22 protein-coding genes are annotated in these 20,910 nt (G+C 60.9%); 11 read left to right on the top strand and 11 right to left on the bottom strand.

Translation table 11 applies throughout. The annotated features are described in order from the left end of the window. Positions 1 to 53: 53 nt before the first annotated feature. From ACXAH8_RS13705 to yddG, 6 genes are all read left to right on the top strand, one after another. Complete coding sequence (locus ACXAH8_RS13705) at positions 54 to 242, top strand: hypothetical protein (RefSeq protein WP_170639893.1); 189 nt, start codon at positions 54 to 56, stop codon at positions 240 to 242. Positions 243 to 318: 76 nt separating this feature from the next. Then, positions 319 to 1,152 (top strand): EAL domain-containing protein, encoded by an 834-nt coding sequence (locus ACXAH8_RS13700; protein WP_475219260.1) that lies wholly within the window; start codon positions 319 to 321, stop codon positions 1,150 to 1,152. A 195-nt stretch (positions 1,153 to 1,347) separates the two neighbouring features. Next, a complete protein-coding gene (locus tag ACXAH8_RS13695; RefSeq protein WP_170379022.1) occupies positions 1,348 to 2,523 on the top strand; it encodes an acetyl-CoA C-acetyltransferase in 1,176 nt (391 codons plus the stop codon). A gap of 187 nt (positions 2,524 to 2,710) precedes the next feature. Then, positions 2,711 to 3,433 carry an acetoacetyl-CoA reductase gene (phbB, locus tag ACXAH8_RS13690; RefSeq protein ID WP_039523022.1) on the top strand — a complete coding sequence of 241 codons (723 nt, stop codon included), beginning with the start codon at positions 2,711 to 2,713 and terminating at the stop codon, positions 3,431 to 3,433. A gap of 300 nt (positions 3,434 to 3,733) precedes the next feature. Further along, positions 3,734 to 4,681 (top strand): transcriptional regulator GcvA, encoded by a 948-nt coding sequence (locus tag ACXAH8_RS13685; protein WP_475219257.1) that lies wholly within the window; start codon positions 3,734 to 3,736, stop codon positions 4,679 to 4,681. Further along, a complete protein-coding gene (gene yddG, locus ACXAH8_RS13680; protein WP_475219255.1) occupies positions 4,678 to 5,544 on the top strand; it encodes an aromatic amino acid exporter YddG in 867 nt (288 codons plus the stop codon). The genes ACXAH8_RS13685 and yddG overlap by 4 nt, the downstream gene beginning before the upstream one ends. Here the strand turns inward: yddG and ACXAH8_RS13675 are convergent. The 3 genes from ACXAH8_RS13675 to ACXAH8_RS13665 all read right to left on the bottom strand — a co-directional run bounded on the left by ACXAH8_RS13675 (position 5,541) and on the right by ACXAH8_RS13665 (position 6,812). Beyond that, on the bottom strand, positions 5,541 to 5,705 hold the full coding sequence (locus ACXAH8_RS13675; RefSeq protein ID WP_170379030.1) for a YdcH family protein: 165 nt from the start codon (positions 5,703 to 5,705) through the stop codon (positions 5,541 to 5,543). The genes yddG and ACXAH8_RS13675 overlap by 4 nt on opposite strands. Before the next feature lie 115 nt (positions 5,706 to 5,820). Beyond that, positions 5,821 to 6,600 carry a tRNA1(Val) (adenine(37)-N6)-methyltransferase gene (locus ACXAH8_RS13670; RefSeq protein ID WP_475219253.1) on the bottom strand — a complete coding sequence of 260 codons (780 nt, stop codon included), beginning with the start codon at positions 6,598 to 6,600 and terminating at the stop codon, positions 5,821 to 5,823. Continuing rightward, complete coding sequence (locus tag ACXAH8_RS13665; protein ID WP_037316655.1) at positions 6,597 to 6,812, bottom strand: putative signal transducing protein; 216 nt, start codon at positions 6,810 to 6,812, stop codon at positions 6,597 to 6,599. The genes ACXAH8_RS13670 and ACXAH8_RS13665 overlap by 4 nt, the downstream gene beginning before the upstream one ends. 56 nt (positions 6,813 to 6,868) lie before the next feature. Here ACXAH8_RS13665 and ACXAH8_RS13660 point away from each other — a divergent pair, with 56 nt between their 5' ends. Continuing rightward, positions 6,869 to 7,867 (top strand): polyprenyl synthetase family protein, encoded by a 999-nt coding sequence (locus ACXAH8_RS13660; protein ID WP_475219251.1) that lies wholly within the window; start codon positions 6,869 to 6,871, stop codon positions 7,865 to 7,867. On the opposite strand, the gene ACXAH8_RS13655 is transcribed toward ACXAH8_RS13660, so the two are convergent. Together ACXAH8_RS13655 and ACXAH8_RS13650 are read right to left on the bottom strand one after the other, a co-directional pair. Further along, a complete protein-coding gene (locus tag ACXAH8_RS13655; protein WP_475219249.1) occupies positions 7,860 to 8,681 on the bottom strand; it encodes a 4-(cytidine 5'-diphospho)-2-C-methyl-D-erythritol kinase in 822 nt (273 codons plus the stop codon). The genes ACXAH8_RS13660 and ACXAH8_RS13655 overlap by 8 nt on opposite strands. Beyond that, the gene (locus ACXAH8_RS13650; RefSeq protein ID WP_475219247.1) at positions 8,671 to 10,386 is read right to left on the bottom strand and encodes a tetratricopeptide repeat protein; all 1,716 of its coding nucleotides are present in this window, start codon (positions 10,384 to 10,386) and stop codon (positions 8,671 to 8,673) included. The genes ACXAH8_RS13655 and ACXAH8_RS13650 overlap by 11 nt, the downstream gene beginning before the upstream one ends. A gap of 357 nt (positions 10,387 to 10,743) precedes the next feature. On the opposite strand from ACXAH8_RS13650, the gene ACXAH8_RS13645 reads away from it, so the two are divergent. From ACXAH8_RS13645 to ACXAH8_RS13630, 4 genes are read left to right on the top strand one after another with little or no spacing between them, the layout of a single operon-like run. Beyond that, positions 10,744 to 13,197 carry a GcvT family protein gene (locus ACXAH8_RS13645; RefSeq protein WP_475219245.1) on the top strand — a complete coding sequence of 818 codons (2,454 nt, stop codon included), beginning with the start codon at positions 10,744 to 10,746 and terminating at the stop codon, positions 13,195 to 13,197. A 58-nt stretch (positions 13,198 to 13,255) separates the two neighbouring features. Then, a complete protein-coding gene (locus tag ACXAH8_RS13640) occupies positions 13,256 to 14,269 on the top strand; it encodes an Ldh family oxidoreductase (protein ID WP_475219243.1) in 1,014 nt (337 codons plus the stop codon). A 12-nt stretch (positions 14,270 to 14,281) separates the two neighbouring features. Next, positions 14,282 to 14,761: an FAD-dependent oxidoreductase gene (locus ACXAH8_RS13635; RefSeq protein WP_475219241.1), complete on the top strand. Its 480-nt coding sequence runs from the start codon at positions 14,282 to 14,284 to the stop codon at positions 14,759 to 14,761. After that, positions 14,728 to 15,519, top strand: coding sequence for an NAD(P)/FAD-dependent oxidoreductase (locus ACXAH8_RS13630; RefSeq protein ID WP_475219239.1), 792 nt, complete (start codon positions 14,728 to 14,730; stop codon positions 15,517 to 15,519). The genes ACXAH8_RS13635 and ACXAH8_RS13630 overlap by 34 nt, the downstream gene beginning before the upstream one ends. A gap of 2 nt (positions 15,520 to 15,521) precedes the next feature. Here ACXAH8_RS13630 and ACXAH8_RS13625 read toward each other — a convergent pair whose 3' ends face one another. From ACXAH8_RS13625 to ACXAH8_RS13600, 6 genes are read right to left on the bottom strand one after another with little or no spacing between them, the layout of a single operon-like run. Next, positions 15,522 to 16,256, bottom strand: a complete 735-nt coding sequence (locus tag ACXAH8_RS13625) for an SDR family NAD(P)-dependent oxidoreductase (RefSeq protein WP_475219238.1) — start codon at positions 16,254 to 16,256, stop codon at positions 15,522 to 15,524. Beyond that, entirely contained in the window at positions 16,253 to 16,984 is a 732-nt protein-coding gene (locus ACXAH8_RS13620) for an SDR family NAD(P)-dependent oxidoreductase (protein ID WP_475219236.1), read from the bottom strand. Before ACXAH8_RS13620 ends, ACXAH8_RS13625 begins: the two co-directional genes overlap by 4 nt. A gap of 2 nt (positions 16,985 to 16,986) precedes the next feature. Further along, a complete protein-coding gene (locus ACXAH8_RS13615; protein ID WP_475219234.1) occupies positions 16,987 to 18,111 on the bottom strand; it encodes a mandelate racemase/muconate lactonizing enzyme family protein in 1,125 nt (374 codons plus the stop codon). Then, positions 18,108 to 19,202, bottom strand: a complete 1,095-nt coding sequence (locus ACXAH8_RS13610; RefSeq protein WP_475219232.1) for an alcohol dehydrogenase family protein — start codon at positions 19,200 to 19,202, stop codon at positions 18,108 to 18,110. The genes ACXAH8_RS13615 and ACXAH8_RS13610 overlap by 4 nt, the downstream gene beginning before the upstream one ends. Positions 19,203 to 19,211: 9 nt before the next feature. Next, the gene (locus ACXAH8_RS13605; protein WP_475219230.1) at positions 19,212 to 20,315 is read right to left on the bottom strand and encodes a mandelate racemase/muconate lactonizing enzyme family protein; all 1,104 of its coding nucleotides are present in this window, start codon (positions 20,313 to 20,315) and stop codon (positions 19,212 to 19,214) included. A 34-nt stretch (positions 20,316 to 20,349) separates the two neighbouring features. Beyond that, positions 20,350 to 20,901 (bottom strand): TetR/AcrR family transcriptional regulator, encoded by a 552-nt coding sequence (locus tag ACXAH8_RS13600; protein ID WP_475219228.1) that lies wholly within the window; start codon positions 20,899 to 20,901, stop codon positions 20,350 to 20,352. Positions 20,902 to 20,910: the final 9 nt, after the last annotated feature.

Genomic DNA, 20,910 nt, shown 5'->3' with positions numbered 1-20,910 from the left:
GAACGGTCCATATGGAGCGTCAGGCGTGACGTAACCAGTGACCGGAGGCCGGAATGACCCGAGTGACAACCGTATCAACCACAGTCGGACTGCTAGGTGTGCTTCTGGCCATGTTTGCCGCCATCGCAACGGCAGCATCAGCGCTTGTCCTGATCGGGTTCTCCATGATGATCCTTGGCGTGATGGGCGCGGTGTTCGGAGCAGCGGCATCTCTCAGCCATGCGTGGCAATCAGCGCGCTAAACGTCATCTGCATTAACCAAGGATTCATCTGTTTCCTGCGAAACTGCAACCGAAGAGCCATTCGGGATCAGCGCGCATGCGAGACAAGACAATTGCAGATGCCGAGGACGGGCCAGACAGCCCTTTGACCTCAGCAATTTCCGGTCGGGATCAATCTGTATTGCAGATGGCCTCGGATGCAGTTCGGCACAAACAATGCAAACTGGCCTTTCAGCCGGTGATGCAGGCACAGGCGCCTCATAACGTTGCCTTCTACGAAGGTCTGATCCGTGTGTTGGACGAAACCGGGCGGGTTATCCCTGCACGGGAATTCATGCCTCAGGTGGAAAACACGCCCATCGGGCGCGAGTTGGATTGCATCGCGCTAGAGATGGGGCTTCAAACACTGATCAGGAACCCTCAGATCCGGCTGTCGATCAACATGTCGGCGCGTTCGATCGGGTACTCGCACTGGTCCCGCATTCTGGATCGCTTTCTCAAACGGGACAGCAATCTGGGAGAACGACTGATTTTGGAGATCTCCGAGAAATCGGCGATGCAGGTGCCCGAGCTGGTGATCGACCTGATGGACAGGTTGCAAGAGCGCGGCATTGCCTTTGCTTTGGATGACTTCGGCACAAGCAATTTCTGCTTTCGGCATTTCCGAGAATTCTTGTTTGATGCCGCCAAGATCGACGGTCAATTCATTCGTGGCATCAGCAACGACCCCGACAACCAGGCCCTCGTCCGCGCATTGATCGCAGTCGCGCGTGAGTTCGAAATTCTGGTCACAGCCGAATCAGTCGAAAATCCGCAAGACGCAGCTTTTCTAAGCGCAAGCGGTGTCGACTGCATGCAGGGTTTCTTGTTTGGCGCGCCGTCGTTGTCGCCGCCGTGGAAGGCAGAAAGAAGTTCCAAAACAGGGACTTAGTTGACCCACCGGCGCGCGAACACTTGCCTGATTGCCGCCTGAGGCAAGCTGTCCGTTGCTGCAAGTGCAGCATTGCGCTATTGCAGGTGGCACTAGAGGGGGGAGAAATTGGCGCTCTGGTACGGGCAGAGGGAGCCCTCTGCGGTCCGCGTCGTCACATTTCCCGCTGGACAACGACGGTAAAGGACAAATTATATGACCAATGTAGTAATCGCATCCGCCGCACGTACAGGTGTGGGCAGCTTTGGCGGCTCGTTTGCCAATACCCCCGCACATGATCTGGGCGCTGCCGTCCTTGAAGCCGTCGTCGAACGCGCCGGCGTCGACAAAGGCGAAGTCAGCGAAACCATCATGGGTCAGGTCCTGACTGCTGCTCAGGGCCAGAACCCCGCACGTCAGGCGCATATTAACGCCGGTCTGCCGCAGGAAAGCGCGGCCTGGGGCATCAATCAGGTTTGTGGCTCGGGCCTGCGCGCTGTTGCGCTAGGTGCTCAGCACATCCAACTGGGCGATGCGGATATCGTCGCCGCTGGTGGCCAAGAAAACATGACCCTGTCCCCCCACGCCGCTGCGCTGCGCGCTGGTCACAAGATGGGCGACATGAAATACATCGACACCATGATCCGTGACGGTCTGTGGGATGCGTTCAACGGCTACCATATGGGTCAAACTGCCGAGAACGTCGCCGAGAAATGGCAGATCAGCCGCGACATGCAGGACGAATTCGCCGTTGCCTCACAAAACAAGGCTGAGGCTGCGCAAAACGCAGGCAAGTTCGCAGATGAGATCGTTCCTTTCACCATCAAAACCCGCAAGGGCGACATCGTGATGGATAAGGACGAATACATCCGTCACGGCGCAACAATGGAAGCAATGGCCAAACTGCGCCCGGCCTTCACCAAAGACGGCTCGGTCACTGCGGCAAACGCCTCGGGCCTGAACGACGGCGCGGCGGCGACCCTGCTGATGTCGGCTGAGAACGCCGAAAAGCGCGGGATTGAACCTCTGGCCCGTATCGCATCCTACGCGACTGCCGGTCTTGACCCGTCGATCATGGGTGTTGGCCCGATCTATGCCTCGCGTAAAGCGTTGGAGAAAGCAGGTTGGTCGGTTGACGATCTGGATCTGGTCGAAGCCAACGAAGCCTTCGCCGCGCAAGCCTGCGCCGTGAACAAGGACATGGGTTGGGACCCGTCGATCGTGAACGTGAACGGTGGCGCGATTGCCATTGGCCACCCGATCGGAGCATCCGGTTGCCGTGTTCTGAACACGCTGCTTTTCGAAATGAAGCGCCGTGATGCCAAGAAGGGTCTGGCCACCCTCTGCATTGGTGGCGGCATGGGTGTCGCCCTCTGCGTGGAGCGCGACTAAGTGCGTTGACATCTAAATAGAAAAGGGCGTCCACTGGACGCCCTTTTTTGTTACAATCAAGCTTTACACAACCGCTGCGACAATATCGCCAGACAGAAAGACAAGATCGAACACGAAACGATATTGCGCAACATTCTCTCTCAGAGTAACAGAATTACCAAGACGACCAAAATTGGAGGAGTCATCCATGGCACGTACAGCACTCGTAACCGGCGGTTCTCGCGGCATCGGCGCAGCAATTTCCAAGGCGCTCAAGGCCGAAGGATACAATGTTGCCGCCACCTATGCGGGGAATGACGAAGCCGCAGCGAAATTCACCGAGGAAACCGGCATCGCCACCTACAAGTGGAACGTGGCCGACTATGACGAATCCAAAGCGGGCATCGAAAAGGTCGAGGCCGAAGTCGGCCCCATCGACATCGTCGTAGCTAATGCGGGCATCACGCGCGATGCACCTTTCCACAAGATGACGCCTGAACAGTGGCATCAAGTCATCGACACCAACCTGACCGGCGTGTTCAACACCGTGCACCCCGTCTGGTCCGGCATGCGCGAACGCAAGTTTGGCCGCGTTATCGTCATCAGCTCGATCAACGGCCAGAAAGGCCAGTTTGCCCAAGTAAACTATGCAGCCACCAAAGCGGGTGATCTGGGTATCGTGAAATCGCTGGCGCAGGAAGGCGCGCGTGCCGGTATCACCGCCAACGCGATCTGCCCCGGCTACATCGCAACCGAAATGGTTATGGCTGTGCCTGAGAAGGTCCGCGAGTCGATTATCGGCCAGATTCCGGCCGGTCGCTTGGGTGAGCCTGAGGAAATCGCGCGCTGCGTCGCCTTCCTGGCGTCGGACGATTCTCAGTTCATCAATGGGTCGACCATCTCGGCCAACGGCGCTCAGTTCTTCGTCTGATTTCAGCGCACTGAACGAAAACGGGCCGGTCCTTTTGGACCGGCCCTTCTTTATCCCGTAAGTCCGCGCGCGCTGCGGTCAGCGGGAACCAAACACCCATCCCAGAACTTTGTGAACAAGCTTGCTGCGCTCTTCATGGGCACGACGAATTGCAATCTGGACAGACGGGTTTGTTGACATCTCGATCATGGCAGATCCCCTTTGCTAAAGCTGAACTTGACTTGCCCTAAACATGACCCTTGATTGAAAAAGGCACAAACGAGAGTTTTCAAGCATTCAGATAAGTATTACTTAAGTGACATGAGTGATCGCCTTCCCCCTCTCACCGCTTTGCGCGCCTTTGACGCTGCCGCGCGGCACATGTCCTTTGCCAAAGCCGCAGAAGAGTTGAACGTCACGCCCGCGGCGCTGTCCTTCCAGATCAAGTCGCTTGAGGACCATTTGGGCCATCCGCTGTTTCGCCGCCTGAATCGCGCGGTCGAGCTGACCGAGGCGGGCAAAGCCCTTGCCCCGGGGGCTGCCGAGGGGTTTGCGTCGCTCAAGGCTGCTTGGGCCGCAACACGGAGGCTTCAGGACAACACCACCCTCACCGTGACGGCCGGACCTGCGCTAACGGCCAAATGGCTGGCTCCGCGTCTCTATGATTTTGCCCGCGCCCATCCCGAAATCGACCTGAGGTTCTCAGCCACCCTGCGCAATATGGACCTTGAGCGGGACGACGTGGACGTAGCAATCCGGTTCGGCTATGGCGGGGATGATGGCCTCTATTGCCTGCCAGTTCGCAAGGAGTGGCTAACTCCTGTCATGACGCCCGAATTGGCCGCCGAGTTCACAACGCCCGAAAGCCTGCGCGAAGCGCCTCTGATTCATGACGATTCGATCGCGTTTCTGAAACCTCCGGCAGATTGGCCGACGTGGTTCCGCGCTGTTGGCGTGGAGTTTACGCCGACCCACGGGGCGCATTTTTCCAACGCAGACCACGCGATTGACGCGGCAGTTGCCGGAGTAGGCGTGGCCTTGGGGCGACGGGCGATGATCATCAAGGACATGATAGAAGGGCGGCTTGTCGCGCCGTTCAAAACCGCCATTGAGACCAAAGGCCGCTTTCGATTTCTCTGCCTGCCCGGCGCGGAGAACCGGCCTCAAGTCGCAGCATTTCGCGATTGGTTTGTTGCGGAGATTGAAAAAACCGCTCATATCTCGGATGAATTCACCATCGTTCCTGTAGAAGACGTCTCATCCACATGACCAGACAACGCGCTACCGCTATCGGCTTCATTGCGGTTTTGCTTTGGGCGCTGTTGGCCCTGTTCACGGTCGGGTCAGCCCCAACACCGCCGCTTCTACTGAATGCGATCTGCTTCAGTATCGGCGGTACTTTGGGGCTTGTCTGGACGTGGCGATCGGGCGGATTGTCCCAGCTGCGCCGCATCAGTTGGAAGGTCTACGCCTTTGGGACGGTTGGACTGTTCGGCTACCACGCGCTGTATTTTTCGGCCCTTCGGTTGGCCCCGGCGGCCGAGGCGGGGCTGATTGCCTATCTCTGGCCGCTGCTTATCGTCCTGTTCTCGGGCCTGTTGCCAGGAGAGAATCTGCGCGCGGGCCACCTGATCGGGGCCTGTTTGGGCTTTGCCGGGGCTGCGCTGATCATCACTGGAGGCGGCAGCGCCGGGTTTCAAGCCGACCACCTACCGGGATACGCGCTAGCGTTCCTGTGCGCTCTGACATGGTCAGGCTACTCCGTGTTATCGCGGAGACTGGGTGAAACGCCCACAAGCTCGGTCGCTGTTTTCTGCGTGTTCACGGCGATCGCCTCATGGGGCCTGCATTTCGCGCTTGAGGCACCTGTCTGGCCGGACACCACGCTCAGTTGGTTATCGACACTGGCCCTTGGTCTGGGGCCGGTCGGTCTGGCGTTCTATGTCTGGGATATCGGGGTCAAGCAGGGCGATATTCAGATGCTGGGCACCAGCTCTTACGCGGCGCCTTTGCTGTCTACCGTGGTTCTGGTTTTTGCCGGGATCGCCATGCCGACATGGACATTGGCGATCGCGGCGGTCTTGATCACCGGCGGGGCCGTGGTTGCGGCGCGCGCCAGTCTTAAAGGTTAGGTCGATAAGCGCTCGATCTCTTCCTTCAGCCTTAGCTTCTGTTTCTTTAGCTGGGCGATATGAAGATCATCAATGCCTGGCGCGCGTTGAGCTTGTTCCACTTCGAGACCGAGAGATTCGTGCTTCTTCTTCAGTTCTGTCAGATGTGCGCTCACGCTCATGGCGATCCTCCTTGTTTACGTGTCTAGATGTCACGTAAGAAGTTGAGCATATCGTTTCCACCCTGTCACGCCGCAGACGCGAAGAAAAAGTGATAAATCCGACAAATTCGGCTGGTCATTGCCGATTGATGTGAAACGGCCCCAACGCAGCGCCTTGCCGCAGCACATCCGAGAGTTCCGGCGTATAGCTGTCACCGTCGCGCTCATGCCATTGACCTGCATGCAGGATGATAGGCGCATGCAGCCGGAACGCCGCCCGCCCGCCTTTGCGGGCCCGCAGAATCACAAGCTCGGCCTCTCGCCCTACGCGGGCCGAAAGCGGCAGCACTTCGACCGAGCCCAGACGTCCCCGACAGGCCAAAAGCATATCTTGCAGGCGATCCGCCTTTTGGATCATGTGAAGATAGCCGCGCGGGGCCAGCCGTTTGGCCGCGACATCAATCCAATCGGCAAGAGGTGTCTCCTCTCCCAAAGCCACACTGCGCCCCCGGTCTATGGCTGCGCTATGGGCGCCTGCGCGATAGTAGGGCGGGTTGGCGATCACATGGTCGAATTGACGCTGCTTCAGATCGGAGGGCAGCTCGGTCAGATCAGCCGAGACGACCTCCAACACCTTGTTGTTATCGGCGGCATTGCGGCGGGCCAGATCCGCATAGGCCATTTGCAGTTCCACGCCGCACAGGTCCAAACCCGGGACCCGTGTCGCAAGACACAAGATTGCAGCGCCGGCCCCGCAGCCAAGCTCCAGCACCGACTGACCAGAGGTTGCGGGCACGCTGGCCGCCAGCAAAACAGGGTCAACCCCTGCGCGATAGCCCGACACGGGTTGCCACAGGCGCAACCGCCCGCCGAGGAAATCGTTCCGGCTTAGCTCATCCTCCTTGAACCCGGTCATCGCCCCAGCGGGATCTCGTTGTCGCGCATCACACGCTCTGCTCGGGTCAGGTCGTCAGCCCGAACCATCAGACGGCGTGGGAAAATTCCGATGCCGCCTTCGAGGATGCTCATATTTACGTCCATCTGAAAGCAGTCTATATCCTCGCCCTCAAGAAGAGCGGATGCAAAGGCCAGGATTGTCGGATCGGTGCTGCGCAATAGTTCTTTCATGGGGATGGATGTAAGGGCAAGGCAAGGCGAAAGTCGAGCCTTGTATCAGGAGTGTGATGGGCATCAGCACAATCTCGAAGCCGCACGAACGGCTGGCCGAAATGTTGACCGGCGAAATGGAGGCGGTGAATACGCTGATCCGGACCCGGATGGCGTCCGAGCACGCGCCCCGTATCCCCGAGGTAACCGCGCATCTGGTCGAAGCGGGCGGCAAGCGACTGCGCCCGATGCTGACATTGGCGGCGGCACGGCTGTTTGGCTATTCGGGCGAGCATCACGTGCGTCTGGCCGCGACTGTCGAGTTCATTCACACCGCGACCCTGTTACATGACGATGTGGTCGACGAAAGCGCTCAGCGGCGCGGGCGGCCTACGGCGAACCTGTTGTGGGACAATAAATCCAGCGTGTTGGTGGGCGACTATCTGTTTTCCCGCAGCTTCCAACTGATGGTTGAAACCGGATCGCTGCGCGTTCTGGACATCCTCGCCAATGCCTCGGCCACGATTGCCGAAGGCGAGGTGCTGCAGATGACCGCTGCCACCGACCTGAACACAGATGAGAGCATCTATCTGCAAGTCGTACGCGGCAAGACCGCAGCCCTGTTCTCCGCAGCGACCGAAGTTGGCGGCGTGATTGCGGAAGCCTCAGATGCGCAGGTCAAAGCTCTGTTCGACTATGGAGATGCCTTGGGCATTGCCTTCCAAATCGCCGACGATCTGCTGGATTATCAGGGTGACAGCAAGGCAACTGGCAAGAATGTGGGCGACGATTTCCGCGAACGCAAACTGACCCTGCCGGTGATCAAAGCCGTTGCGCAGGCCACAGCGGATGAGCGTATCTTCTGGGAGCGCACGATCGAAAAAGGCCGCCAGCAGGATGGCGATCTGGAATATGCGCTTGGGCTTATGAACAAATACCAGACGCTCGAGGCGACCCGTCAGGACGCGCTGGGATGGGCGAACAAGGCCAAAGCCTCGCTCGAGGTTTTGCCTGATCACGAAATCCGCACTCTGCTGCGCGATCTGGCCGACTACGTGGTCTCGCGCCTTAACTGAGCATCGTTGCGCGGCACCACCAATTTGGCTGGGCCGCGCCGATCTCATAGGCTGCGAAATGCGCGGTCTTCATCGACGGGTAGAGCGCAAAACAGGTCGACCCTGACCCCGACATTCGGGCCAGCAGCACATCCCTTGTGTCCGCCAATTCCTCCAACACACGCCCGATTTGCGGGGCCTGGCTTATGGCGGGCTGTTCAAGGTCGTTTCTCTGGTTCGAGAGCCACGCGACGCAGTCTTCCACGCCCGCGAATGAGGGGATTTGATCCGGCAAGCCCGGATTGTCCCGCGACGACATAGCGCTAAAGACCGATCCGGTCGGAACCTCAACCCCAGGATTGACCAGCAGGACAGGCAATGGGGGCAAAGCGACCCGGTCCACCTGCTCGCCAATCCCCCGCATCCGCGCAGCCTCGGCCACCATGCAGACCGGTACATCGGCCCCTAACGCGGTCGGAAGATGCGGCGGGATATCAAACCCTTGCGCCGCCGCGTAGCGCAGAACGGCCGCCGCGTCCGAGGACCCTCCGCCGATGCCTCCACCATGAGGCAGCACCTTGTTCAACGTGATTTGGCCTGTCCACCCAGTGCCCTCGGCCGCTTTCCAGACCAGATTTCGGCTGTCCGTCGGAACCCCGTCGGCATGCTCTCCGCTCACCGAGATCGAAATACCTACGCCCGGGTCAAACGTCAGCTGATCGCCAATGTCGGCAAAAGCCACTAGTGAATCCAACAGATGATAGCCATCGGCGCGCTGGCCGGTGACATGCAGGGTTAGATTGACCTTGGCGGGCGCAAAGGCGCTAGTTGCCATTGGCAACCTTCAACGGATCCGCGCCCTCTTCGGACAGAACCGTATCCAGACCGACCTCGAGCTTGCGTCGGATGCGTTCGGGATCAGCCTCACCATCGGTGTCTTCGGGATCAACGAAGGACAGGGCCCGTTTCCACTGGAACTCAGCTTCGCGGGCACGTCCGACGGCCCAGTAGACATCGCCCAGATGGTCGTTGACCACCGGATCCACCGGCATCAACTCAACCGCACGCTCCATGTGCTCGACCGCTTCGTCATAGCGACCAAGGCGGAACAGGACCCAGCCCAGGCTGTCGACGATATAACCACTGTCGGGGCGAGCCGCGACGGCGCGTTCGATCATGTCCAGCGCCTCATCGAGTTTTTCGCGACGTTCGACAAGCGAATAGCCCAGATAGTTCAGAACCTGCGGCTGATCCGGGTTCAGCTCAAGCGCGCGACGGAAATCGGCTTCGGCCTGATCCCATTGCTTGAGGCGCTCATGAGAAATCCCGCGCGCGTAGTGCAGGAACCAATTCGCGGTCGAGACACTCTCCGCCAGATCAATTGCGGTGTTGTAGGAATCAACCGCGGCGGCATAGTTTTCCTCGCGGCGCTGCAGATCGGCCAAAGCGACATGGACACTGGGAAGATCAGGCTTTTCCGCAGCCAGCGATTGCAGAACCTCAACCGCCGCATCGGTTTTGCCGGATTGCCCCAGAACATCAGCCCGGCCCAGTTCGGCCACGTGGTGATCGGTGCTGTCCTTGGGAACCGCGCGATACGCTTCGACCGCAAGATCAAGCTGGTTGAGTTCCGACAGAAGCTCAGCGCTCATCAGAAGGGCGTCGACGTGATCGGGCCGCAGGAAGCTGGCCGTGCGAGCATAGAGCAGAACGTAGTCCGGCGCGGCCTCGTCATTCAACGCGGCACCAACCGAAAAGAAGATCTCGGCCATGCCGTCTTGCGCCGTTCCTACATGGGTGAAGGGCAGCGTTTCGCCATCAGACAATCGGCTTGTGTAATCTGCGATCGACGGATCGCTTCCGGCCTGAAACACATCGGCCAGGAAGGTCAGAGCGTCCTCATTCCGGTCAAGCTGCGACAGAACCTCGGTCCGGGCTAACGCGGCGCGGCGTGTGAACCGGGCCACGACCCCGTCATCGGCCGCGAAAATCGCCTCAGCCCCTTCGAAATCACCGATCGACGCCAAAGCCATCGCTTTGTGATACAGAGCAAACTCGCGCAACCCTTCCTGGGTTGTAACCGAGTCGAACTGCTCCATAGCCTTGGTCATCTCACCCTGACCAAGATAGGCCCAGGCAATCATCAACCCATCGACTAATGGACCCACGCCCTGCGTTTCGGGATCACGTGACAGCAGGGTCTCCCAATCGCCCTCTGCGATCAGGTTTGCGGCGATGGCAATCCGGGCTGCTTGGCTCGGAAGGCCATTCTCTTCAATCGTCTCAGCGATGGGCAGTGCGCGCTCAACTTCGCCCAGCGCCAGCCGCGCGACGACGACGCTTTCCAACAGCAATGCGTTCTGCGGATCAGACCGCAACGCCTGCGCATAATACCTTTCGGCGGCGGCATAGTCGTTTTCGTAGATTGCCTGACGTCCGGCCAAATAGGCCCCGGACCCGGTATCCGAAAACGCCGGGATTGCGACCGAGGATGAAAGCAGCGCGGCCAGTGCCACGCGACGAACCAGGGAAACCACCAAAATCCTGCCTTGCTATCGTTGACTGCACGTTAAGCTAGGGCCTCGGCCCGCAAGAGGCAATGGCTCAAGGTTCACGACGCCGCCATTGCACCGGATTTCGCCTAAGAACTGGCCGCTCTGTTGAACGGATCAAGCAGGAGCGCCGTCCAAAACTCAATGGCAGCTCATCAATAGGGCTTTTGGTTGGCTCACCCTGGCGGAGGATTTGGGTACCCTTCGCGTTTCATAAGGCACATGTTCGGTTTGGGTGATTTCAACTCATTCAGAGTGAAATATTTTTGCGATTGCGCAAAAGGCCGACTGACGGAATGGTGCTTCCAAACACTGTTGGCAAACCAGACACGGTATAAACATACGATGAAGTCACATGCGAAAGTAGTTGTGGTCGGGGGCGGCTGCGTTGGGGCCTCGATCCTGTATGGTCTGACCGAACATGGCCGCACGGATGCGGTGATGTTGGAGCGGACGACGCTGACGTCAGGCTCCACCTGGCACGCCGCCGGTTTGCTTGTGACCTTTGTACGGTCGCGCAACGTGTCGAAGATGACCATGGAGACCATCCGCATCTATACCGAGGTTGAGGAAAAGATGGGCTCCTCGGTGGGCCTTCGCAAAGTGGGTCAGCTGCGTGTTGCCAATACCGAAAAGCGCTGGGATGAGTTCCAGTCCTATATCTCGATCGCCGAAGCCGCCGGGGTGCCGTGCAAGCTGCTAACACCGGAAGAGATTGCCGAGGTGCATCCTCTGCTGAACCAAAGCCCGGATATTCGTGGCGGCATCCTGCACACTGAAGACGGCTACGTGAACCCCGCCGACATCACCATGGCGCTGGCCAAGCTGGCGCGCGATGCCGGGGCCAAGGTTTATCAGAACACCGAAGCCACCGCTTACGAAAAGCTCGAGAACGGCCACTGGAAAGTGACCACCAACCAGGGTGAGATCACTTGCGAGCATCTGATCTTTGCCACCGGCAACTACGCCCGTGAAAACGCGCGCCGTGTGGGTCTGGACCTGCCCTGTATCCCGATCGTTCACCAATATTGGACGACAGAGACCGTGCCCTTGCTGAAAGAGCGCAAGGCACAAGGTCTGCCTGAATTCCCGATCCTGCGGGACGAGGATTATGGCGCCTATCTGCGCGAGGATGTGGGCGGCATCCAGTTTGGCCCCTATGAATTCACCAAGGACCTCAAGCTGTTCGCCGAAGACCGCGTGCCGCCTGATTTCGGGGCCGACCTTCTGCCCGAAGATTTCGATGCCGTGGAAACCCAGTGGGAACGCGCAATCGAACGGGTTCCGACGCTGGGCGAGGTTGGCATCAAGGCTAACACCCGCGGCCCGTTCCAGATGACCCCGGACGAGCTGCCTCTGGCCGGCCCTGCACCCGGGCACGAGAACCTGTGGCTGGCCGAAGGGATGCCCGGAGGTATCCTGTGGGGCGGCACGGTAGGGAACCGTCTGGCCAAGTGGATCGTGGATGGCGATCCGGGCATGGACATGTCGGAACTCGACCCGCGCCGGTTCTCGGACTATGCCTCGAAACGGTGGACCATGGACAAGGTGCGCGAGACATGGGGAACCCATATGGATGCGCACATCCCAGGTGAGGATTTCCCCGAGGCTCGCCCGATGAAAACCGCGGGCTCATACGATCTGTTGACTGCACATGGCGCCGTCTGGACCAGCTTCAACGGCTATGAATTCCCGCGCTGGTTCGCCAAATCACCCAAGGAGGCGATCCCCGAACACTCCTTCCGCCGCACTAATCATATGGAGCTGGTACAGGAAGAAGTGCGCCGCACGCGGGAAGAGGCAGGCTTCATCGAGATGTCTCCGATGACCAAATTCACCGTGCGCGGGCTGGGCGCGGCCAAATGGCTGGATGGTCTGATGGCGAACAAACTGCCCAAGGTGGGGCGAATGACCCTGTCTCTGATGCTGAACGACAACGGTGGGATGGATGCGGAATACACCATCGCACGCAAGGCGCAGGATGATTTCTATCTGATCTCGACCCCGAATTGGCAGGCCTATAACTGGGACCAGATGCAGCGTCTGCTGCCCAAAGACGGCTCGGTCGTGATGGAGGATATCTCGGAACAGCTGGGCGTGATCGCTCTGGCTGGTCCGAAATCGCGCGAGATCCTGTCGAAACTGACCGACAATGATCTGTCGAACGAGGCCTTCCCCTGGCTTTCGGCGCAGATGGGTGAGGTGGGCTATGCCAAGGGCGTTCACCTGCTGCGCGTCTCCTACACCGGTGAGCTGGGATGGGAGCTGCACCATCCGGCGGGCTACAACCGTCACCTCGTGGATCTATTGCTGAAAGCGGGCGTGAAACCCTTCGGTCTTGAGGCGCTGGAGTCCATGCGGCTCGAGAAATCCTATCGCGCTATCAACCGCGAGATCTGCAAAGACCTGACCCCGTTTGAGGCCGATCTGGGCCGGTTCGTCGCTATGACCGAGAAGATCGGCGGGCAAGTGGTCGAACGGGACTTCATCGGCAAACCCGCGCTGCTGAAACAGCAGGATGTGGGGGGATACAACACTCTGGTCACGTTGAAGCTGCCCTATTGCGATACCTCGGTGATGTTTGACGAAGGCGTCTACTCCGATGGTAGGTTGATCGGGCGCGTCACCTCGGGCGGTTTCTCATACTATTGCAACCATGACATCGCGATGGCGCTGGTGCCGCAGGATATGACGGCACCGGGCACCAGAATGCAGGTTCTAGTCCATAACGAGATGCGCGAAGCCGAAGTCATCGACACCTGCGCCGTTGATCCCACCCGCGCCCGCGCACGCGCCTGACAAGAACAACAAGGGGGCTTGCGGTCCCTTTCACGAACACAAGGACAGGATTTTGCCAATGACCGATACCTCGACGAAAACGCTCTCACTCCAAGAGGTTAGGGAATTGGCGAAATCCGTCCTTGTGGCTGCGGGCATGGATGATCCGGGCAGCGACATGATCGCTGAGATTGTCGTGAAATCCGAACGTGACGGCCCGCGCAGCCACGGTTTACGCATGCTGCCGGTCTACGCGCAGAGCTTTAACTCGGGCTACGCCAACCCCTCTGCCCATCCCACATTCGAGCGTATCGCACCGGGCGTTCTGCGCGGCGACGCAGACAACGGGTACTACCAGATCGCCGCGGCCGCAGCCCGGGACGAGCTGATCGCGATGGCCCGTGAAAACGGGATCGCTGCCTTCACCTGCGCCAATAGTCACCACCTTGGCGCGTTGCGCTTTGACACCGAACCTCTGGCCGAGGCGGGCTTGGTGGCCCTGGCCGTCGTGAACTCACTGTCGATGGTGGTGCCTCAGGGCGGTGTGCGCCCGGTCTTTGGCACCAACCCGATGTCCTTTGCCTGCCCGCGCGACGGCATGGAGCCGATCGTCTGGGATCAGGCGTCCTCGACAGTAGCCTTGATGGATATCCGCATGGCCGCCGCCGAAGGGCATGACCTGCCGCGCCCGGCGGGTCTGGCCCCGGATGGCCAGCCCAGTGCCGATCCCAACGCCATTCTGGAAACCCGCAGCCTGTTACCGTTCGGCGAGCACAAAGGGGCCGCGATTGCCTTCCTGATCGAGGTCATGGGCGCGGCGCTGGCCGGCGGCACCCTCTCGGTCGACAATGCCGAGCGCGAGGCGCATGGCGCGCTGAACGTCAAGGGCGGCGCGACCCTGATCGCGATGGATCCGACACGGTTCGGAAATGCCGCCTTCAACGACTATGTCACGCGCATCTGTGCCGAGATCGACGGCAACGGCACCGCCCGCATCCCCGGTGACGGGCGGCTGAAGAACCGCGCCGCCTCTCAGGACGGTGGCGTCAGCGTCAGCACCGAGTTGCTGTCGCAGTTGCAAGACTTGCAGTAAGGGTCCGAACCAATGGCAAAGGTGGTTGTGGTCGGCGGGGGCGTCGTGGGTATCTCCTGCGCGCTGGCATTGCAGGCCGATGGGCACGCGGCTTCGGTTGTCGAACCCGGACCCGTGGGTGAAGGGACCAGCTGGGCCTCATGCGGCTGTATCGCCATCGGTGAGATCGTACCGCTGTCGCAGCCGGGCATGCTGATGAAGGTGCCGGGCTGGCTGTTGGACCCCGAGGCCCCCTTGGCGCTGCGCCCATCCTCGGCGCTGCGGGTCCTGCCCTGGTTCGCGCGCTTCACCGCAAATGCGCGTCGGGCGCGGATGCGGGCCATCGCGGCGGATCTGGCCCGGCTGACATTTGCCGCCACCGATGATTTCAAGGCGCAACTGGCCGATATCGGTCGGCCCGAGTTGATGGTCGAAAAGCCGGTGTCAAACTGTTCGACGATGACAGCGACCGCGCCACCATGGCCGCCGCCTTTGATCTGGCCCGAGAGCTGAGCTGTTCGATCGAAGACATCCCCGGCCCCGCAGCGCATGAGATTGATCCGGCCATCGCGCCCGATTTCAAACACGCCGCCCTGCTGCATGACTGGAGCTTCGTGACCGAGCCAAAGCGGCTGGTCGAAGCCCTGCATCAGGCCTTTGCCAGCCGTGGCGGTACTGTCGTCACCGGCAAGGCCGAAGTGTTCCAACGCAGCGGGCGCAATGTGCAGGGCGTGCGCCTTGCAGACGGTCAGGTTCTGACTGCGGACGAGTTCGTTCTTGCGGCGGGCACACACTCGCGCGGCTTGGCGCAGGATCTGGGCGTGCCCATCCAGTTGGAAGGGGTGATTGGCTACTCCACCGCCCTGCCTGACAGCGGTGTCGATCTGGCCCACACGGTGTTCTACGCCAAGGGCGGGTTCGGGATCACACCGTATGAGGACGCTCTGGCCGTGGCCGGAACCATCGAGTTCGCGGATGCCGACGCGAAACCCAACTGGAACCGCGCCGATATTCTGGTCAAACGCGCAAAACGCGTGTTGCCGGGGCTTGGAACGGACAAGGCCGAACGCCGCATGGGGCGACGTCCTTTCACTCCGGACACCCGGCCCATCATCGGACGCAGCGGCCGAATGGCGAATGTCACCTTCGCCACCGGCCATGGACAGTTGGGCCTGACGCTTGGGGCCACGACCGCGCGGCTGGTGAAGGATGAGATCGCGGGCCGCGCGCCCTCAATCGACATTCAGGCCTTCAGCCCGGACCGGTTCTAAGGTCAGGGCAGGCTCAGCTTGGCCATCCGCCCGCCATCGACCGTGTAGACCTGCCCCGTGATAAAGCCGCTTTCCTCGGCGGCCAGAAACGCTGCCAGTGCGGCCACTTCTTCGGGCCTGCCGGTGCGCGCGACCGGGTGGATCTGGCCGATATCCCGGCGAAACGCATCCGGGTCGGGCATCGAGTCGACAAAGTCGAGGTTTAACTCGGTGTCGATCCAGCCGGGAGCGATGGCGTTGCAACGGATACCCTCGGCCCCGTGATCCACCGCCACGGCGCGGGTCAGCCCGTGCAGACCGGCCTTGGACGCGCAATAGGCGGCGTGGCCGGGATTGCTGCCCAGTCCCTCGATCGAGCCGGTATTGACGATGCTGCCCTTTGTCTTGCGCAGATGGGGCAAAGCGGCCTGGATCATCAGAAATGGCGCGGTCAGGTTGACGGTCAGGTTTTTCTGCCAGTCATCCAACGCCATCTCTTCGACGCGGGCCTCCTGCATCATCCCTGCATTGTTGACCAGAACGTCCAGCTGTCCGGCGCGGGCGATGACCTCCGCCACCACCTGTGCAGGCGCGGCTGGATCAGTGAAATCGGCTGCAATCCCTTCGAAGTGATCATCCCCGCCGCGCTGGGCGGTAAAGACGCGCGCGCCCTCCTCTGTCAGCCGTGCCGCGATGGCTTTCCCGATCCCGGAGCGGCCGCCGGTGACCAGCGCAACCTTACCCTCAAACCGCCTCATGCGACCGGTTTCCCGCCATTGACCTCAACCAGCGTGCCGCACATGTAGCGCGCCGCGTCCGAGGCGAGGAACAGGACCACATCGGCAATATCCTCAGGCTCGGCGATCCGGCCCAGAGGCACGGTCTTACCAAGTTCGGTCACGGCCTCGTCAGGATCAAACCCGCGCTTGGCAAAGCCCGAGCGCAGCATCGGCGTGTTGACCTCATTCGGGCAGACGGCGTTGATGCGGATGCCCTGATGCGCGTGATCCATCCCCATGCATTCGGTCAGCGAGGCGATCGCCGCCTTGGTCATGCAATAGAGCGCATGGTTTGGCCCCGGCGCCTTGCCGCCCCAGCAGGACGCCGTGTTGACGATGGCTCCACCGCCCGCCTCGGCCATCAGCGGAATGGCAGCGCGGCAAATCCGAAACGGAGCCTCGACATTCACGCCCAAGGATAGGGCCCAGTCGGCGTCCGAGGTCTCGGTCACCGGGCCGCGGGTGATGACGCCGGCATTGTTGATCACGATATCGAGACCGCCCAAAGCCTGTTGCGCGGCGGCGGCCAGCTGATCGCAATAGGCCGGGTCAAGCAGATCGCCGGGCAGATGGGCCTCGGCCTCAATCCCGTCGGTCGAGCGATCCGCAACCGCAACCCGAGCGCCCTGCGCGCGCAGCTGTTTGACGATGGCCTTCCCGATCCCTCCGGCCGCGCCGGTGACAAGGGCATTTTTGTCCTTAAACATGTCTAGTCTTCCCAGATTGCGTCGGCCTGCCCCAGCAGGTCCCGGTTCATTGTCACGCCGAAGCCCGGCGCATCGGGCGGCAGAACGCCACCGTTTTCGATTGGAGCGTTGAACGCCCCAGTCTGGATCGTCACCATGTCGCGCGGGTCCAGAACGCAGCGCAGCAGCCGTTCGGGCACGGTCGCACCCATATGAAAGATCGACGCGGCAGACAGGGTTGATCCCACCGTGTCCTGCACACTGATCGTCAGCCCTGCGGCACGGCAGATGTCGCGGTGACGGCGGGCATGGGTCAGCCCCCCGGCTTTCGAGATCTTCAGCCCGATGCCATCGGCCACATCCAGCGCCACCAGCTTGGCGATATCGCCATCCTCTTGCGCCAACTCGTCCAGAATGATCGGCACGTCACAGCGCTGGCGCAGGGAAAGCGTCTCGCGCCAAGTGGCACAGGGGGCCTCCAGCACGAAATCCAACCCGCTCGGCAGGGCGCGGAGCATCCGCAGCGCGGTTTCCGGGATCAGGCCACCATTGGCATCAACGATGAAATATTCGCCCGGTTGCCGATCCGCCAATGAGGCCGCGATGCGTTCGGCGTCCAGCGCCGGGCCGCCTTCGGAATCCACCGCACCGACCTTGACCGAATGGCCCATATAGCCCATCGCGCGGTGTTCCGCGACGCGGACACGCATATCCTCGGGCGTACCCGCGTAGATCGAACTGATCGCGGGCAGGCGATTGCCCGTCGCTCCGCCCAGCAGTTTATAGACCGGCAGGCCAACCGATTTGCCGAACAGGTCCCAACAGGCCAGATCAAGGGCCGATTTCGCGTGGTTATGGCCCAACAGCGCCTCATCCATCGCGTCATTGATCCGGTCCACATCGCGCGGGTCTCGACCGATCAGATAGGGGGCGATTTCTTCGACCCCGGCGCGGGCACCCCGTGCATGGGCGGCGATGTAGTTCGGGCCGAATGGCGTGGATTCGCCCCAACCCTCCGCCCCGTCATCGGCGGTGATACAGACGATGACACTGTCAAAACCGGTGTAAATGCGCCCGCCCGACAGCTCGTAAGAGCCGCCCGCATAGGGCAGGTGCAGTTCAAAAAGCTCGATCTTGCGGATTTTCATGAGGCCACCTGCGGCGGGATCAGCACAAACTGGCCGGTATGTGTTTTGGTCAGAAACTCTTCCTGCGCCGTCGCGATCTCGCTCAGCGGATAGGTCTTGGCAACGACGGGGCGGATTTCTCCGGCCTCGATGTATTTCACAAGGTTTTCAAACACGATGTCTTCCTGAAAGGTGCAGCCAAACAAGGTGAGGTCGTTCAGGTAGAGCGTCCGCACGTCGATTTCACAGATCGGCCCGGCAATGGCCCCGGCGGTCGCATAGCGACCACCCCGGCGCAGCACGTCCAACAGGCTGGGCCATTGCGGACCGGCCACCAGATCGACCACCACGTCGATCGAGCCTTCACCCAGTTCAGCAACCAGATCGGCGTTGCGGTCCAGCACGCGATCTGCACCCAAAGCTAGAACGGCCTCGGCCTTCGCGGGCGAGCACAGAGCGATTACATACGCGCCGCGCCGTTTCGCCAGTTGCACCGCAGCCGAACCAACACCGCCCGAGGCACCGGTGACCAGAACGGTCTCGGCCCCGACGCTGGCGCGGTGCAGCATGCCCTCAGCCGTGGAATAGGCGCAGGGGATGGCGGCCAGTTCCACATCATCCCAGTCGCAATTCACCGCGTGGGTTTCCTGAGAAGGTGCGATGCAGAACTGCGCAAAACCGCCATCGCATTCACTGCCGATGGTCCAGCATTCATAGGGACGGTAGTCGACATAGGTCCGCAACATGTTGCGCACGATCACACGCTCGCCAATGCGTGCCGGGTCGACCTCATCGCCTACGGCAGCAACATAGCCACAGACATCCGCGCCCTGAATGCGGGGGAAGGTCAAGGGCGTACCCGACCAACTGGCGTCGTCATCGTCCACGGTCTCAAAACCCGAGGCACCGCCGGTATTGGTGTCTTCGGTGACAGCCTTGGAGTACCAGCCGATCCGCGTGTTGATGTCGGTGTTGTTCACACCCGCGGCAGCGGCCTGGATCAGAACTTCTCCGCGCCCCGGCTGCGGGACAGGCACGTCCGAGCGGTAGTGCAGCATCTCGATACCGCCATGGCCGGTCAGTTGGACCGCATGCATGGTTTCGGGGATCATGGTGTCTCCTTAGTATGAGGCGACTGGCGCGCCGAACAGCGTTTCGTCGGGGGTGACGCCCAAACCCGGCCCGGTCGGGCGCTGAATGTGGCCGCCTTGGATTGTGATGCCGTTTTCGGGATCGTAGTTGCCTTCGATGTAAGGGGCGGCGAGCCACGCGCCTTCCATCAGCGTCGGACGCACGGTGGATGCGATCTGCGTGCAGGCGGCGGCGATGATGTCCCCACCCCAGCTGTCATCGCAGGTATGCGGCAAGTTGCGCGCCTCGCAGATGTCGCGGAATGTGCGCATGTTCTGAAGGCCGCCGATCCGGGTGACTTTCATGCCAAACCCATCCACAAGCCCCGTCCCGGCGGCCGAGATCGCGGTGTTCAGGTCGACGCTGTTTTCATCCATGTAGATGCCATGGGTCACCTGAGGGCGGATCTTTTCCAGGTCCTGATAGGTGTTGCAGGGCTGTTCCATGATGAAGGGCACATCCGGGCATTCGCGGCTGACGCGCAGCGCATCGCGCGTGGTCCACCCGCGATTGCCATCGACCGCAAGGCGCATGCCTGTTCCGCCGACAACCTCCCAGACTCTGCGGATGGTTTCGATATCAATCTCGACAGGACGGCCACCCACTTTGATTTGCAGGCGAGGGTAGCCCTCGGCCAGCTTCTCTTTGGCAAGGCGCGCGATATCGTCCGGCGCGCCCACACCCGTCGCGTAGTAGGACGGCACGCGATCGGTCTGCGCGCCGCCCAGCAGGTCGGCGACATTCACGCCCAGCTTCTTGCCAATCAGGTCATGGGCCGCGATGTCGATGGCGGCCTTGGCATAGTTGTGCCCATTGAGCAGCCCGTTCATCCGGTGGTGCAGGGCCACAGGCCACAGATCCGCGCCGATCAGACCTTTTGCCATCGCCTTCAAGGCCGCCCGCGCGCCCTCTGCATGCGCTTCGGCATAGGTGGGACCGACCGGGCAGGTCTCTCCCCAGCCGGTCGTGCCCTCCTCAGCCACCAGCTTGACCAACGTGGTGTCCAGTGCCCAGACCTCGGCATTGGCCATGGTGTAGGGGCCGTTTTTGACCGGCAGATCATGGGCGTAGATGTGGATTTCCTTGATCTTCATATCAGTCTCTTTTGTCGTTCGCCGGAGGCCCGGCCTAGTGAATATCGGCATCGGCCAGCAACGCGCGGGCGCAACGCATTGTGGCCGCGGTTGCGACCTCAGCCCCCATTAAACGTGCGCTTTCGGTCAGGCCTTCGTGCAGGATGAGCAGAGCCTCGGCCAAAGCCTCGACATCGCAATCGGGGGCCACGTGGGTCAACCGCGCGCGGAACATGTCGCGGACATGCTGTTTGTGCGTAGTGACGGCATCGCGGATCGCATCACTTTCGGGGTAGGCCGCCAGCGCATTGCGGAACAGGCATCCGGTGTTTGAAACCTCGCGCAGCCAGTCCGCCAGGCGGGTCAGAACGTGCAACACGTGATCCGCCCCCTGGAGTTGATCGGTGCCGATCCAATCGGAATAGGCGGCATCGCGGTGATCCAACGCGCCGATGACCATCGCTTCGCGGCTGGGAAAATACTTGTAGAGCGTGCGCAGGGAAACATTAGCGCCCTCTCGCAAGGCTTCTACACCTTGGGTGGCAAATCCCATCTCTGAAAACTGCCGGTCTAGGTTTTCTGCGATTTTCTGCTGTGTCTCAGTCATATCTCGGTG

It is taken from the genome of Ruegeria sp. ABV3_008, from assembly GCF_056161185.1.
The sequence above is the reverse complement of the archived record's forward strand: the minus strand, read 5'-3'. Positions and strand labels throughout refer to the sequence as shown.

What these genes read in the sequence shown, in the direction of transcription:
- ACXAH8_RS13705 (WP_170639893.1), top strand. Translation starts at nt 54, where the DNA reads ATGACCCGAGTGACAACCGTATCAACCACAGTCGGACTGCTAGGTGTG.
- ACXAH8_RS13700 (WP_475219260.1), top strand. Translation starts at nt 319, where the DNA reads ATGCGAGACAAGACAATTGCAGATGCCGAGGACGGGCCAGACAGCCCT.
- ACXAH8_RS13695 (WP_170379022.1), top strand. Translation starts at nt 1,348, where the DNA reads ATGACCAATGTAGTAATCGCATCCGCCGCACGTACAGGTGTGGGCAGC.
- phbB (WP_039523022.1), top strand. Translation starts at nt 2,711, where the DNA reads ATGGCACGTACAGCACTCGTAACCGGCGGTTCTCGCGGCATCGGCGCA.
- ACXAH8_RS13685 (WP_475219257.1), top strand. Translation starts at nt 3,734, where the DNA reads ATGAGTGATCGCCTTCCCCCTCTCACCGCTTTGCGCGCCTTTGACGCT.
- yddG (WP_475219255.1), top strand. Translation starts at nt 4,678, where the DNA reads ATGACCAGACAACGCGCTACCGCTATCGGCTTCATTGCGGTTTTGCTT.
- ACXAH8_RS13675 (WP_170379030.1), bottom strand. Translation starts at nt 5,705, where the DNA reads ATGAGCGTGAGCGCACATCTGACAGAACTGAAGAAGAAGCACGAATCT.
- ACXAH8_RS13670 (WP_475219253.1), bottom strand. Translation starts at nt 6,600, where the DNA reads ATGACCGGGTTCAAGGAGGATGAGCTAAGCCGGAACGATTTCCTCGGC.
- ACXAH8_RS13665 (WP_037316655.1), bottom strand. Translation starts at nt 6,812, where the DNA reads ATGAAAGAACTATTGCGCAGCACCGATCCGACAATCCTGGCCTTTGCA.
- ACXAH8_RS13660 (WP_475219251.1), top strand. Translation starts at nt 6,869, where the DNA reads ATGGGCATCAGCACAATCTCGAAGCCGCACGAACGGCTGGCCGAAATG.
- ACXAH8_RS13655 (WP_475219249.1), bottom strand. Translation starts at nt 8,681, where the DNA reads ATGGCAACTAGCGCCTTTGCGCCCGCCAAGGTCAATCTAACCCTGCAT.
- ACXAH8_RS13645 (WP_475219245.1), top strand. Translation starts at nt 10,744, where the DNA reads ATGAAGTCACATGCGAAAGTAGTTGTGGTCGGGGGCGGCTGCGTTGGG.
- ACXAH8_RS13640 (WP_475219243.1), top strand. Translation starts at nt 13,256, where the DNA reads ATGACCGATACCTCGACGAAAACGCTCTCACTCCAAGAGGTTAGGGAA.
- ACXAH8_RS13635 (WP_475219241.1), top strand. Translation starts at nt 14,282, where the DNA reads ATGGCAAAGGTGGTTGTGGTCGGCGGGGGCGTCGTGGGTATCTCCTGC.
- ACXAH8_RS13630 (WP_475219239.1), top strand. Translation starts at nt 14,728, where the DNA reads ATGGCCGCCGCCTTTGATCTGGCCCGAGAGCTGAGCTGTTCGATCGAA.
- ACXAH8_RS13625 (WP_475219238.1), bottom strand. Translation starts at nt 16,256, where the DNA reads ATGAGGCGGTTTGAGGGTAAGGTTGCGCTGGTCACCGGCGGCCGCTCC.
- ACXAH8_RS13620 (WP_475219236.1), bottom strand. Translation starts at nt 16,984, where the DNA reads ATGTTTAAGGACAAAAATGCCCTTGTCACCGGCGCGGCCGGAGGGATC.
- ACXAH8_RS13615 (WP_475219234.1), bottom strand. Translation starts at nt 18,111, where the DNA reads ATGAAAATCCGCAAGATCGAGCTTTTTGAACTGCACCTGCCCTATGCG.
- ACXAH8_RS13610 (WP_475219232.1), bottom strand. Translation starts at nt 19,202, where the DNA reads ATGATCCCCGAAACCATGCATGCGGTCCAACTGACCGGCCATGGCGGT.
- ACXAH8_RS13605 (WP_475219230.1), bottom strand. Translation starts at nt 20,315, where the DNA reads ATGAAGATCAAGGAAATCCACATCTACGCCCATGATCTGCCGGTCAAA.
- ACXAH8_RS13600 (WP_475219228.1), bottom strand. Translation starts at nt 20,901, where the DNA reads ATGACTGAGACACAGCAGAAAATCGCAGAAAACCTAGACCGGCAGTTT.